Below are 13,620 nucleotides of genomic sequence, written 5' to 3' on the forward strand. Positions count from 1 at the left end.
CCGGTGGGTGCGGCCCTCGTGCAGGCGGCCCCGGGTGGGTGCGGCCCTCGTGTGAGCGGCTCCCCCCGGTGGGTGCGGCCCTCGTGCAGGCGGCCCCGGGTGGGTGCGGCCCTCGTGTGAGCGGCTCCCCCCGGTGGGTGCGGCCCTCGTGCAGGCGGCCCCTGGCGGGTGCGGCCCTCGTGTGAGCGGCCCGCGCGGGTGCGGCTTCTTGTGAGCGGCTCCCGGGCGGCGGGAGAGGCGGGGCCCGCGTACGGACTGCTCCCTGCGGTCGGCGTGCAGGCGGTCTGCGCGCGGGCGCCCCGGTCGTGGTGTCGTCGCGGTCAGGTGGCCGTCGCCGGGTCCTGGCCCGGCATCCCCGCCGTGGACATGCGGGCGGACAGGGCGTCATTGAAGCGTGTGAGGAGCGTGCAGAACGCCTCGCGCTCCTGGGGCGCCCAGTCGTGTGTCAGATCGTCCATCAACTGACGCCGCGAGGAGCGCACTTCGGCCAGCCGCGACAGCCCGCGCGGGGACAGCTGGAGCACCACGGCACGGCCGTCGTCGGGGTGCGAGGTGCGCTTGACGAGCCCGGTGTCGACGAGCGGCGCCACCTGCCGGGTGACCGTGGAGGAGTCGATCCCCATGCTCGCGGCGAGCGCCTTCACGCCCATCGGGCCCTCCTTGTCGAGCCGATTGAGCAGCAGGTAGGCGGCACGATCCATGGAGTTGCGCAGCTGCCCGACCCCGCCGAGCCGGGTCTGTTCGGCACGGCGGGCGAATACCGCCACCTCGTGCTGCAGAGAGTCGAGAAGGCCGGTGTCACCGACGGTCGTCATGTCCATCGACATGTCAGGTGTTGTGGGCATGGCCGGAGGCTCACTTCATGAAAGGGCGGCTGAGTTGGGGGACAGAGTACGCGGATGGGGGACGGGCCGTACCGGGCCCGCGCAATCCGGTCTCGGAGGTTGGTCACAGCCGTGATCGACGGGGGTGAACTGCGAGACTTGCGTCATGAACCACCTCAAGGCCGATCCCCTGCCGCCGGTCACCCTCGACGACGTGCGCGGGGCGCGGAAGATGCTCGCGGGGGTGGCGCGGGTGACCGCGATGGAGGGCAGCCGGTATCTCAGCCGGCTGGTGGGGGCGCCCGTCCACCTCAAGTGCGAGAACCTCCAGAGGACAGGCTCGTTCAAGCTGCGCGGCGCCTACGTCCGGATCGCCGGCCTGCTGCCCGAGGAGCGGGCCGCCGGTGTGGTGGCGGCGAGCGCGGGCAACCACGCGCAGGGTGTCGCGCTGGCGTCCTCCCTGCTGGGAGTGCGGGCGACCGTGTTCATGCCCAACGGCGCGCCTCTGCCCAAGATCAGCGCCACCCGCGACTACGGCGCCGAGGTGCGGCTGCACGGCCAGGTCGTCGACGAGTCGCTCGCGGCGGCGCAGGAGTACGCCCGTGAGACGGGCGCGGTCCTCATCCACCCCTTCGACCACCCGGACATCATCACAGGTCAGGGCACTGTGGGTCTGGAGATCCTGGAGCAGTGCCCCGAGGTGCGCACGGTCGTCGTCGGCATCGGCGGGGGCGGTCTCGCCGCGGGCATCGGGGTCGCGGTGAAGGGGCTGCGGCCCGACGTGAGGATCGTCGGTGTACAGGCGGAGGGCGCGGCCGCCTACCCGCCCTCGCTGGCGGCGGGGCATCCGGTCGTGGTGTCGAGCCCGGTGACGATGGCCGACGGGATCAGGGTGGGACGGCCCGGTGACGTGCCGTTCGCCCTGGTCAGCGAGTACGTGGACGAGGTGCGCACGGTCACCGAGGACGAGCTGGCGACCGCGCTGCTGCTGTGCCTGGAGCGGGCCAAGCTCCTCGTGGAACCGGCCGGGGCCAGCCCGGTCGCCGCGCTGCTCAGCGACCCGGGGGCCTTCGAGGGACCGGTGGTCGCGGTGCTGTCCGGCGGCAACGTCGACCCGGTGCTGCTCCAGCGGGTGCTGCGGCACGGCATGGCCGCGCAGGGCCGCTACCTGGCGGTTCGGCTGCGGCTGACCGACCGGCCGGGGGCGCTCGCGACGCTGCTGGGGGTGTTGTCAGTGGTCGACGTTAACGTGCTCGACGTGGGCCATGTACGGACCGATCCCCGACTCGGGCTCACGGAGGCGGAGGTGGATCTGCATCTGGAGACGAAGGGGCCCGCCCACTGCGCGGAGGTCGGCCAGGCGCTGCGCGAGGCCGGGTACACGGTCATCGGCTGAGCCGCCCTGCCCGCCGCCCGCGGCGGGCGAACCGAGCGACCTCGACCGACACGTCCGCGACCCGGCGACCCACAGGTCCCCGTCCCGGCGGCCGGTCACGTCCGCGACCCGCCGTCGGCCGCGTCCCTGTCCCGCGACTGACGGAGAGCCGCCGAACCTGACACGTCGCTGACACCGTCCGAGGTCCGGCGACCGACGGTGGAGGCCGGAACCCGACCCTTCAACCCGCCATCACCCGCCGTGCTGTTCACGGCTCATCGGCCGGGCGTTCACGGTCGTCGGCTGAGGTGTGCGCGGGTGTCGCCCGAGGCCGTGGCTCCGGGCATCACCCGTTCGAAGTAAGCCCATTGAGCATCGCGATACATCGCGATACGGTATGGCCGTGGCCACGCTCCGCCGGGTCACGACGAAGATGGCCGCACTCCGACGGTCTCGATAAATCCCGAGCAGGAACGAAGAGCACGAATCTAGGCTTTCCGAAGCATCCTCAACAATGTGGAGACTCATATGCCAGGCGCCATTCATGCCGAAGGTCTGGTGAAGACCTTCGGGGAGGTACGGGCACTGGACGGCGTCGACCTCGATGTCCCCGAGGGCACTGTCCTCGGCCTGCTCGGGCCCAACGGCGCGGGCAAGACCACGACGGTCCGCTGTCTCACGACACTGCTGCGCCCCGACAGCGGCCGGGCGATCGTCGCCGGCCTCGACGTGCTCAAGCACCCCAACGAGGTCCGCCGCTCGATCGGCCTGTCCGGCCAGTTCGCGGCGGTCGACGAGCTGCTCACCGGCCGCGAGAACCTGCAGATGGTCGGCCAGCTCTACCAGATGAGGGCCAAGGCAGCGAAGGCCCGCGCCGAGGAGCTGCTCGCACAGTTCAACCTGACCGAGGCCGCCGACCGCACCGCCAAGACCTACTCCGGCGGCATGCGGCGCCGACTCGACCTGGCCGCGGCACTCGTGGTGTCTCCGCCCGTGATGTTCATGGACGAGCCGACGACCGGCCTCGACCCGCGCAACCGCCAGCAGTTGTGGGGGGTCATCAAGCAACTCGTCTCCGGCGGCACCACCCTGCTGCTGACCACGCAGTATCTGGAGGAGGCCGACCACCTCGCGCACGACATCGCGGTCGTCGACCACGGCCGGGTCATCGCCCGCGGCACCTCCGACGAGCTCAAGGCCCGCACCGGCGGCGAGCGCGTCGAGGTCGTCGTGCACAACCGCGAGGACATACGCGCCGCCTCCGAGGTGCTCACCGGCTTCGGCAAGGGCGACACCAACGTCGAGGACCACACCCGCAAGCTCACGGTGCCCGTCACTGGCGGCGCCAAGCTGCTCGCCGAGGTCATCCGCGAGCTCGACGCGCGAGGCATCGAGCTCGACGACATCGGTCTGCGCCGCCCCACCCTCGACGACGTGTTCCTGTCGCTGACGGGACACACGGCCGAGACCAAGCCCGAGAACGACGAGAACGGCAAGGGCGCCCCCGCCGACGCCCGCTCCCGCACCCCCAGAATGGAGGGCGGCCAGTGAGCGCCGTCACCGACGCCGTACCCGTCGCGCCGAGCCGCAACCCTGTGGTCCAGTCGATCCGGGACTCGCTCGTCGTCGCCAAGCGCAACCTGATCCGCATGACGCGCATCCCGGAGATGATCATCTTCGGGCTGATCCAGCCCGTCATGTTCGTGGTGCTGTTCAGCTATGTCTTCGGCGGCTCCATGAACATCGGCGGCACCACGGAACCCTCCGTGTACCGCGAGTTCCTGATGGCCGGCATCTTCGCCCAGACCGTCACCTTCTCCACCGCCGGAGCCGGCGCGGGCATCGCCGACGACATGCACAAGGGCCTGATAGACCGCTTCCGCTCGCTGCCCATGGCGCGCGGCGCGGTGCTCACCGGGCGGACCCTCGCCGACCTGGTGCAGACGGCTCTCACCCTGTTCGTCCTGGCGATAGTCGCCCTGCTGGTCGGCTGGCGCACCCACGCCAGCCTCGGCGAGGTGCTCGGCGCCTTCGGTCTGCTGCTCCTGCTCGGGTACGCGTTCACCTGGGTCGGCGCGCTGATCGGCCTGTCCGTGGGCACGCCCGAGGCGGCCACCTCCGGCGGACTGATCTGGCTGTTCCCGGTCACGTTCATCTCGAACGCCTTCGTGGACTCCAGCCAGATGACGCCCTGGCTGCAGCACGTGGCCGACTGGAACCCGTTCAGTGCCACGGTCCAGGCCTGCCGGGTGCTCTTCGGCAATCCCGGGGTGTCCGACTCGACCGCCTGGCCGATGGAGCACCCGGTGTGGGCCTCGCTGATCTACTCGGTGCTGATCATCGTCCTGTTCCGCACCCTGGCCGTCCGCAAGTACCGCTCCGCCTCCGCCTGAGTCCGGCCGGCGCACGGCCGCTGCCCGGGCCGGGAGCGGCCGTGCGCGGCTCGGCCTGACCGGGCCGCGCACGGCACGGCACGACAAAGCCCCCGGTGCCGCGAAGGACACCGGGGGCCCGCCGGAAAGGCTGTGGTGGGTCAGTTCTGGTAGGGCTCGGCCTTGAGGATCCGCACGGAGGCCTTCTTGCCGTTGGGCAGCTCGTAGTCCGCGTCCTCGCCGACCTTGTGACCGATCACCCCGGAGCCGAGCGGCGACTGCGGAGAGTAGGTCTCGATGTCGGCGCTGGCGTACTCGCGGGAGGCGAGCAGGAAGGTCAGCGTGTCGTCCTCGTCACCGTCGAAGGCGATCGTCACGACCATGCCGGGGCCCACGGTGCCGTCCGCCGAGGACGAGGCCTCGCCCACCTGGGCGTTCTCCAGAAGCTGGGTCAGCTGGCGCACACGAAGCTCCTGCTTGCCCTGCTCCTCCTTGGCCGCGTGGTACCCGCCGTTCTCGCGCAGGTCGCCCTCCTCGCGCGCAGCCGCGATCTTGGCGGCGATCTCCGTGCGCGCAGGACCAGTAAGGTGCGCAAGCTCGTCCTTGAGCTTGTTGTACGCCTCCTGGGTCAGCCAGGTGACGTTCTCGCTGGTCTGGGTCACAGGTGCTCCTCGTCGGTACTGGGAATACAAAGCATCGCCCTACCCAGAAGAATGTTCCTTCACGAGTGGGCGAAACCACGAGCCTAACAATTCAGCGGCGGAAGGGGGAGGACATAAGTCACCAAAATCCCGTCAACGCAGGTCAGCGTCGCGTATTCCGATGCGTGGTGGCAGCGGTCGGTTGACGTCAGTCCTCGTGACAGCCGACCAGCTCGGCGGTCGTGCCCCGGGACGTCGTACGGAGGGTGACGACCTGGTCGATCCGTGTGGCCGAGCCGTCGAAGCGGAAGTCGGCCCGGCCGACCTCGGAGCCGTCCGGGGCCTGGGAGCGGACCGTGCAGTACCCGGTGGCGCCGGAGTCCTTGCGCACCTCCAGATGCACCTGGACCCGCTTGTCCTCGGCCTGGAAGCTGATCACTTCGGCGCTGATGTCGGTGCTCACCACATGGTGGTAGCCGAACCAGCCCACCCCGGCCAGCAGTGCGACGCCCAGTGTGATGCCGACGACCTTGAGTGTGCGGTCGGCGCGCTCGTCCGAGGAGCGGCCGTAACGGCCCTCGGGCACTCGCGTACTCGCCGTACTCATGATCGTCCTCTCGGCAGTGCGGGACGTATGTCCCGAAAGGGGCTCCGGGGCCCGGAGCCGGAATTATTCGCCCCCCGATTCGGTCACTATAGAAGCCGCCGATCGCGCCGACGCACCGAGGGCGCCGACTTCGACTTGAGGATTGTGTCTTGACTGACCAGCTGCGACTGATGGCCGTCCATGCCCACCCTGACGACGAGTCCAGCAAGGGTGCGGCCACCATGGCCAAGTACGTGTCCGAGGGGGTGGACGTGCTGGTCGTGACCTGCACGGGCGGCGAGCGCGGGTCCATCCTCAATCCGAAGCTGCAGGGCGACAAGTACGTCGAGGAGCACATCCACGAGGTACGCAAGAAAGAGATGGACGAGGCCCGCGAGATTCTCGGCGTGCAGCAGGAATGGCTCGGCTTCGTCGACTCGGGCCTGCCCGAGGGCGACCCGCTGCCGCCGCTGCCCGAGGGCTGCTTCGCCCTGGAGGACGTGGACAAGGCGGCCGGGGAACTGGTGAAGAAGATCCGTTCCTTCCGTCCCCAGGTGATCACCACCTATGACGAGAACGGCGGATATCCGCACCCCGACCACATCATGACCCACAAGATCTCGATGGTGGCGTTCGAGGGGGCGGCGGACGCCGAGAAGTACCCGGAGTCGGAGTTCGGGCCGCTGTACCAGCCGCTCAAGCTCTACTACAACCAGGGCTTCAACCGGCCGCGGACCGAGGCGCTGCACCACGCGATGCTGGACCGCGGGCTGGAGTCGCCGTACGGGGAGTGGCTCAAGCGCTGGGACGAGTTCCAGCGTGCCGAGCGCACTCTGACCACGCATGTTCCGTGCGCCGAGTTCTATGAGATCCGTGACAAGGCGCTGATCGCGCACGCCACGCAGATCGACCCCGACGGCGGCTGGTTCAAGGTGCCGATGGAGATCCAGAAGGAGGTCTGGCCGACGGAGGAGTACGAGCTCGCCAAGTCGCTCGTGGACACCTCCCTCCCCGAGGACGACCTCTTCGCGGGCATCCGCGACAATGCCTGACATGACCGCAAGCCTGGCACTGACCCACCTCGTCCCCCTCGCCAAGGAACTCGACAAGGACAAGGTGACCCCCGGCGTCCTCGGCTTCATCGTCTTCGCGGTGATGGCCCTGGCCGTGTGGGGCCTGATGAAGTCGATGAACCGCCACATGGGCAAGGTCGACTTCAAGGAGACCCCCGACCCGGAGGCGGAGACCCCCGCCTCCTCGGGTGCGGGCGAGGCCTCACCCGCCAAGGGCTGACCCTCCGCCCGCCGCCACCGCGGCTCGGCGACCCCGGGCGGGAGACCTCGCGTCACCGCGTCCCCGGTCCCGCCGAGCCGCCCGCCGGGCTGTCCGGCCGGCCGTCGCCGTAGGGCAGAAGCGGCCCCGCCGGGACACCACCCCCACGCCACCGCCTCGCCTCACCCCCACGACACCCCCCACGACACCGCCCTTACGACCCCGCCCCCGCGGCCACCCCCATCACCTCACGCGCATGCCGGTCCGGGACCATCCGCAGGCGCCAGGCCTGCCACCCCGCCTCCAGGGTCACACCGCGTTCCAGCAGCAGCTGGAAAGCCTCGACGAAGTCCTCCAGCTTCTCGTCGCGCAGAGGATGGCCGCCGCGGGACAGCTGGGTGAGCTCCTCCTGGGCGACCGCGGTGCCGACGTCGAGGCCGCCGGGGGCCGCGTACGGCAGGAGCGTGCAGCGCAGGAAGCGGGCCCAGTCCTCGCCGCGGCGGTCGCCGTAGCCGGCGAAGAGGCCGATGGCCTCGTCGCACAGGGCGAGCGCCTGGGCGGTGCGCGCGTTGCCGGCGTCCACGACGGCCAGCTCCAGGCAGGTCCACGCCTCGCCGTGGGCGACCCCGATCCGCTGAAAGTCGGCGCGGGCGTCCACCAGGAGCTGGCGGGCGAAGCCGGAGTTGCGCAGCGAGCCGGTCTGCGCGGCGCGCTGGTCGCGGGTCACCCGGGCCGAGTGGTGGCGGGCGCAGGCGAGGCCGTAGACGTCCCGCATGCGGGAGAACATGGTGCGTGAGCGTTCCAGGGCCCGCACCGCGCGGTCCAGGTCGCCGGACTCCTCCAGTGCCTGGCCCAGGTAGTACAGGGTCCAGGCCACACCGCGGGCGTCCTCGTTCTCCCGGTGGCGGGCCTCCGCCCGGCCCAGTGCCTCGGCGGCCGGTGCTGCGTCGCCCGCCACCAGCCGGGCCCGCGCGAGCTGGGTGAGCGCCCACGCCTCACCGCGGGCGTCCCGCGTTCTGCCGTACAGCTCCAGGGCTCGGCGCAGCTCCGACTCCGCGTGCGGTACGTCGCCGAGCCGCAGCCGCAGCTGACCGAGCTGGTAGTGCGCCCAGGCCTCGCCGTGCACGGACTCGCCCGCGCGGTGCAGTTCCAGCGAGCGGTTCAGCAGGTCCAGGGCCTCGGCGAGATGCGCGCGGTCGCGTTCGACCGCCGCCAGCGCGTGCATCGTCCAGGCCCGGTCCGTGGCCAGCTGGGGCGCGGCCTGGAGGTCCAGCGCCTCCCGCAGCTTCGCCGCCGCCTCGGTCAGAGCTCCCTGGTGGTGCAGGGTGATCCCCAGCGAGCACAGGGCACGTGCCGCGCCGGCCTCGTGATGCGCCTCGCGGTACAGGTCGACGACCGACGTCAGTGTGGTGCGCGCCCGGTCCAGCTCGCCCAGCTGCCGGGCCGCGATGCCGGTACGCCACTGCACGGAGCGGATCAGCAGCCCCTGGTCCACGGCCTGCGCCAGCTCGTTGATCTCGCCCAGCCGGTACAGGTCGCCGCGCAGCAGGCAGTAGTCGCACAGGGCGCCGAGCAGGTTGAGTACGGCCGCCTGGTTCACGCCCTCGGCGTGCCGCAGCGTGGCGGTGATGAAGCTGGACTCGTCGTCCAGCCAGCGCAGCGCCTCGTCCAGCGAGGTGAAGCCGTGCGGTCCGAAGCGGTCCGAGCGCGTGGACATGTTGCCGTCGACCAGGCGCAGCACCGAGTCGGCGAGGTCGGCGTAGTTGACGATCAGCCGCTCCTGCGCCGCCGTCCGCTCGGCCGGGTCCTCCTCGTCCAGCAGCCGGGCGTGCGCGAAGGCCCGTACGAGGTCGTGCAGCCGGTAGCGGTCGCCGCGGACATGGTCGAGCAGGCCCGCCTGGGACAGGGCGACGAGATGCCGGGTCGCCTCGGCCTCGTCGGTGGCCAGCAGGGAGGCGGCGGCCGCCGCGCCCAGCGAGGTGCGTCCCGCGAGGGCGAGCCGCCGCAGCAGGCTGCGGGCGGTGTCCGACTGGTCGGTGTAGCGCAGCCACAGCGCCCGCTGGACCGGCTCGACGGGGCCGTACGCCCCGAGGTCCGCGGCCAGTGTCTTCGCCGACCGCGCTCCCAGCGACGACCCGGCGATCCGCAGCGCGAGCGGCAGCCCGCCGCACAGCGTCCGGATCCGCTCGGCGGCCTCCGCGTCGTACGGCCCGTCCCGCGTGCCCAGCAGTTCCTCCACGCCGTCCGCCTCCAGCGGCTCCACGGGCAGCTGGTGCACCCAGGCCGACACGTCCGCCGACAGCTCCAGCGGCTCCCGCGCGGTCACCAGCACCAGGCTGTCGGAACGCTCGGGGACGAGCGTGCGCACCTGCTCCGGGTCGGAGGCGTCGTCGAGCACGACGGTGACGGGCACGCCCGTCAGATGCTGGTGGTACAGCTCGCTGAGCCGCTTGAGCTGCTGGTCCGCCGACGAGCGCTCCCGGAAGAGCAGCTGCTCGCGCGGCGCGCCCAGCCGGTTCAGCAGATGCAGCAGGGCGTCCCGGGTCGGCAGCGGCGGTTCCTGCGGGCTGTCGCCGCGCAGATCCACCAGGCACGCCCCGCGGAACTGGTCCCGCAGATCGTGCGCCGCCCGCACCGCCAGCGTCGAACGGCCGCTGCCGGACGCCCCGTACAGCACGACCACCGTCGGCCGGGTGCTGGTGTGGGCGCGGGCGGCCTGCACCCACTGCCGGATGCGGGCCAGTTCCTCCCGCCGCCCGGCGAACGGCCCCGAGGGTTCGGGGAGTTGACCGAACGACTGCTCCAGCGCCCTGCGGATGCGGGCCGCGCCGCTCTTGTCCTGGCCCAGCAGCCTGGGCGCCGCCTTCTTGGTGCCCGTCCGCGCCGCCAGCATCCGCTGCTGGTCCAGGTAGGGTCTGATCCCGCGCACCTCCAGCGCGGTCAGCCACTGCAGCCGCAGCGCCTCCCGCCCGCCGGGCTGCGCGGCGGCCCCCGCCTGCCGGTGCGCGGCCGGCAGATGCGACCCGGCCACCCTCACGACCGTCGCCGCGGCCCCGGCCACCCCCACCGCCGCGCCCGCGCCCAGCGCGGTCCCGGCCCCGGTCCCGAGCGCCAGGTCGGCCACCACCGCGGCTCCCGCCGCCACGGCCGCCACCAGCAGCGGAGCCCCGCCGCCCGCACGGGCGTAGCGCTGCGAGAACGAGAGCCGCCCGGCCTCCGACTCCTCCACCGCCCGTACGTAGGCGTCGTACTCCTCGGCCGCTGCCGCCGCCATGTCGTCCAAGGCGCCCCGCGCGCGTGCCAGCAGTGCCGTGCCGTCGCCGCGGCCCCCCGATCGCCGTATCTCCTCCTCCACGGCTCGTACCAACAGCCGTTCGGCCTCCGCCCGATGACCGTCCCTCATGCCACGTCCCCCTCCTGCGGCAGCGCTGTCGGGCCAAGTGTGCTGCGGACGGACCGCCGGGGCGAGGGGGCGGGCGGGCTCCTGCACGTCGGGCACACAACTGGGCGCGGGAAGAGCCGTGTTGGTGTGCGCGACCGCCGGGGTGGCTATGGTGATCGCCGTCATCGTCACGACAGACGGCATCGACGGGAAGACGGGGTGGCACATGTCCGCGGACAACGGCTCATTCAGGAGTCCGCCGCCGGGACCGCATCAGCCGTACCAGCCACCGCCTCCGCCCCCGCCACAGCCACCGCATCAGCCGCATCCGCCCCGCTGGGCCTGGTGGGTCGTCGGCATCGTGATTCCCGTGGTGGGCATCGTGGTCACGATCATGGTGGGCAGGCCGGGCTCGTCCGACGACGCCGGCGACGAGGGCGCGCCGCCCGCCACCCGGTCGTCGGCCGCGCCGCGGTCCACCGGCGCGAACCCGCCCGCCGGGCAGCAGAGCGAGCCCGCGCAGGGCGCCGAACCGCCCCAGCCGGTGTACGAGCACAAGAAGATCGAGGCCGATACGACGAACTCGGGGTCGTACATCGACTTCGACACGCCGGGCGAGCCGCTGGTCGTCGCGAACGGCGCCCCCAAGGGCGGGGACGTCATCATCGGATCGTCGACGGGTGGCCCTCCGGATCTGTTCGTGCCCGGCTCCGCCGCGAGGCTGGCCCAGTGGCCCGGATCGGGTGCCGACCCGACGGCCGACGAGTGCGCCGAGAGCGTGGAGCGCAACGGCACATACGTCCTGACGTCGCAGCGCGGCGGCGCGTACTGCCTCCAGACCGACCAGGGCGCCACCGTGTATCTCAAGGTGGTCACCGCTCCGCCCGCCGGTGTCGCGCAACTTGAGGTCACCAGGTGGTAGCCGCCTGACGTCCGGGGTGGGGGCACTGGGGCAGGATGGACCCATGCCCAATCGACTGGCCCATGAGACGTCCCCCTATCTTCTCCAGCACGCCGACAACCCGGTCGACTGGTGGCCCTGGTCGGACGAGGCGTTCGAGGAGGCGCGCAGGAGCGGCCGGCCGGTGCTGCTCAGCGTCGGGTACTCCAGCTGCCACTGGTGCCATGTCATGGCGCACGAGTCCTTCGAGGACCAGGCGACCGCCGACTACCTCAACGAGCACTTCGTGAGCGTCAAGGTCGACCGCGAGGAGCGCCCCGACGTCGACGCCGTCTACATGGAGGCCGTGCAGGCGGCGACCGGGCAGGGCGGCTGGCCGATGACGGTGTTCCTCACGCCCGAGGGGGAGCCGTTCTACTTCGGGACGTACTTCCCGCCCGCCCCGCGGCACGGCATGCCGTCCTTCCGGCAGGTGCTGGAAGGCGTCCGGCAGGCCTGGACCGAGCGGCGGGACGAGGTCGCCGAGGTCGCCGGGAAGATCGTGCGGGACCTCGCCGGGCGGGAGATGGACTTCGGCGGGACCGAGGCGCCGGGCGAGCAGGAGCTGGCGCAGGCGCTGCTCGGGCTGACCCGGGAGTACGACGCGCGGCGCGGCGGCTTCGGAGGGGCGCCGAAGTTCCCCCCGTCCATGGTGATCGAGTTCCTGCTGCGCCACCACGCCCGGACCGGCGCCGAGGGCGCCCTGCAGATGGCGCGGGACACCTGTGAGCGGATGGCCCGGGGCGGTCTCTACGACCAGCTCGGGGGCGGCTTCGCCCGTTACTCCGTGGACCGGGAGTGGGTCGTTCCGCACTTCGAGAAGATGCTGTACGACAACGCGCTGCTGTGCCGCGTCTACACCCACCTCTGGCGTGCCGACGGGTCCGAGCTCGCCCGGCGCGTGGCCCTGGAGACGGCCGACTTCCTGGTGCGTGAACTGCGCACCCCCGAGGGCGGGTTCGCCTCCGCGCTCGACGCCGACAGCGACGACGGCAGCGGCAGGCACGTGGAGGGCGCCTACTACGTGTGGACGCCCGCGCAGCTCGCCGAGGTGCTGGGGGACGACGCCGGCCTCGCCGCCCAGCACTTCGGTGTGACCGAGGAGGGCACCTTCGAGGAGGGCTCCTCGGTGCTGCAACTCCCGCAGCAGGAGCATGTGTTCGACGCCGAGCGGATCGCGTCGGTCAGGGCCCGTCTGCTGGCCGCCCGTGCCGAGCGCCCCGCTCCCGGCCGGGACGACAAGGTCGTCGCCGCCTGGAACGGGCTGGCCGTCGCCGCGCTCGCCGAGACCGGGGCCTGCTTCGACCGGCCGGACCTGGTCGAGGCCGCGGTCGCCGCCGCGGATCTGCTCGTCCGGGTCCACCTGGACGACCACGGCAGGCTCGCCCGGACCAGCAAGGACGGCCGGGTCGGCGCGAACGCCGGGGTGCTGGAGGACTACGCCGATGTCGCCGAGGGCTTCCTCGCGCTAGCCTCGGTGACGGGTGAGGGCGTCTGGCTGGAGTTCGCCGGGCTGCTGCTCGGCCATGTGCTGGCCCGGTTCGTGGACGAGGGTTCGGGCGCGCTGTACGACACGGCCGCCGACGCCGAGCGGCTGATCCGCCGGCCGCAGGACCCCACCGACAATGCCGCCCCCTCCGGCTGGTCGGCGGCCGCGGGCGCCCTGCTGAGCTACTCCGCGCACACCGGGGCCGAGCCCCACCGGGCCGCCGCCGAGCGGGCGTTGGGCGTGGTCAAGGCGCTCGGCCCGCGGGTGCCCCGGTTCATCGGCTGGGGGCTGGCCGTGGCCGAGGCGCTGCTGGACGGACCGCGGGAGGTCGCCGTGGTCGGGCCCTCGGCCGACGACCCGGCCGCGCGCGCCCTGCACCGCACCGCGCTGCTGTCCACCGCGCCGGGCGCCGTCGTGGCGTACGGCACGGTCGGCAGTGACGAGTTCCCCCTGCTGGCCGACCGCACCCTGCTGGGCGGTGCGCCGACGGCGTACGTCTGCCGGAACTTCGTGTGCGACCTGCCCGTGACGGACGAGGCGGCCCTGCGGGAGAAGCTCACCCCCTGAACCGCGCCGGACGGGAGGCCGGGCTGCGCCGGACGGGAGACCGGGCCACGCCAGACGGGAGACCGGGCCACGCCAGACGGGAGACCGGGCCGCGCCAGACGGGAGACCGGGCTGCGCCGGACGGGAGACCGGGCCGACACGGAAAAGCCGGGTCCGAGGCGCGCCGTCACGC

The 13,620-nt window shown here is 72.2% G+C and carries 11 protein-coding genes; 7 read left to right on the top strand and 4 right to left on the bottom strand.

Going from position 1 to position 13,620, the window contains the following annotated elements:
• Positions 1 to 320: 320 nt before the first annotated feature.
• Positions 321 to 827, bottom strand: coding sequence for a MarR family transcriptional regulator (locus ABZZ79_RS00125; protein WP_356685814.1), 507 nt, complete (start codon positions 825 to 827; stop codon positions 321 to 323).
• A gap of 163 nt (positions 828 to 990) precedes the next feature.
• On the opposite strand from ABZZ79_RS00125, the gene ilvA reads away from it, so the two are divergent.
• From ilvA to ABZZ79_RS00140, 3 genes are all read left to right on the top strand, one after another.
• Complete coding sequence (ilvA, locus tag ABZZ79_RS00130; RefSeq protein WP_356684767.1) at positions 991 to 2,220, top strand: threonine ammonia-lyase; 1,230 nt, start codon at positions 991 to 993, stop codon at positions 2,218 to 2,220.
• Positions 2,221 to 2,727: 507 nt separating this feature from the next.
• Positions 2,728 to 3,750 (top strand): ATP-binding cassette domain-containing protein, encoded by a 1,023-nt coding sequence (locus ABZZ79_RS00135; RefSeq protein ID WP_356684769.1) that lies wholly within the window; start codon positions 2,728 to 2,730, stop codon positions 3,748 to 3,750.
• Positions 3,747 to 4,592, top strand: coding sequence for an ABC transporter permease (locus ABZZ79_RS00140; RefSeq protein ID WP_356684772.1), 846 nt, complete (start codon positions 3,747 to 3,749; stop codon positions 4,590 to 4,592). The genes ABZZ79_RS00135 and ABZZ79_RS00140 overlap by 4 nt, the downstream gene beginning before the upstream one ends.
• Before the next feature lie 140 nt (positions 4,593 to 4,732).
• Here the strand turns inward: ABZZ79_RS00140 and greA are convergent, their stop codons facing one another.
• Positions 4,733 to 5,233: a transcription elongation factor GreA gene (greA, locus tag ABZZ79_RS00145; RefSeq protein WP_356684774.1), complete on the bottom strand. Its 501-nt coding sequence runs from the start codon at positions 5,231 to 5,233 to the stop codon at positions 4,733 to 4,735.
• Between the two features lie 187 nt (positions 5,234 to 5,420).
• Positions 5,421 to 5,819, bottom strand: coding sequence for a DUF4307 domain-containing protein (locus tag ABZZ79_RS00150; RefSeq protein ID WP_356684776.1), 399 nt, complete (start codon positions 5,817 to 5,819; stop codon positions 5,421 to 5,423).
• A gap of 170 nt (positions 5,820 to 5,989) precedes the next feature.
• Between ABZZ79_RS00150 and mca the strand changes: the two genes are divergently transcribed.
• The gene (mca, locus tag ABZZ79_RS00155; RefSeq protein WP_356685816.1) at positions 5,990 to 6,850 is read left to right on the top strand and encodes a mycothiol conjugate amidase Mca; all 861 of its coding nucleotides are present in this window, start codon (positions 5,990 to 5,992) and stop codon (positions 6,848 to 6,850) included.
• Positions 6,843 to 7,091, top strand: a complete 249-nt coding sequence (locus ABZZ79_RS00160) for a hypothetical protein (RefSeq protein WP_356684778.1) — start codon at positions 6,843 to 6,845, stop codon at positions 7,089 to 7,091. Before mca ends, ABZZ79_RS00160 begins: the two co-directional genes overlap by 8 nt.
• Positions 7,092 to 7,284: 193 nt before the next feature.
• On the opposite strand, the gene ABZZ79_RS00165 is transcribed toward ABZZ79_RS00160, so the two are convergent.
• Complete coding sequence (locus ABZZ79_RS00165) at positions 7,285 to 10,473, bottom strand: tetratricopeptide repeat protein (protein WP_356684780.1); 3,189 nt, start codon at positions 10,471 to 10,473, stop codon at positions 7,285 to 7,287.
• A 349-nt stretch (positions 10,474 to 10,822) separates the two neighbouring features.
• Here ABZZ79_RS00165 and ABZZ79_RS00170 point away from each other — a divergent pair, with 349 nt between their 5' ends.
• Positions 10,823 to 11,374 carry a hypothetical protein gene (locus ABZZ79_RS00170; protein WP_356684782.1) on the top strand — a complete coding sequence of 184 codons (552 nt, stop codon included), beginning with the start codon at positions 10,823 to 10,825 and terminating at the stop codon, positions 11,372 to 11,374.
• Positions 11,375 to 11,417: 43 nt separating this feature from the next.
• Positions 11,418 to 13,448, top strand: coding sequence for a thioredoxin domain-containing protein (locus tag ABZZ79_RS00175; protein ID WP_356684784.1), 2,031 nt, complete (start codon positions 11,418 to 11,420; stop codon positions 13,446 to 13,448).
• Positions 13,449 to 13,620: the final 172 nt, after the last annotated feature.

Source organism: Streptomyces sp. NPDC006458 (genome assembly GCF_040612135.1).
Classification (GTDB): Bacteria; Actinomycetota; Actinomycetes; order Streptomycetales; family Streptomycetaceae; genus Streptomyces.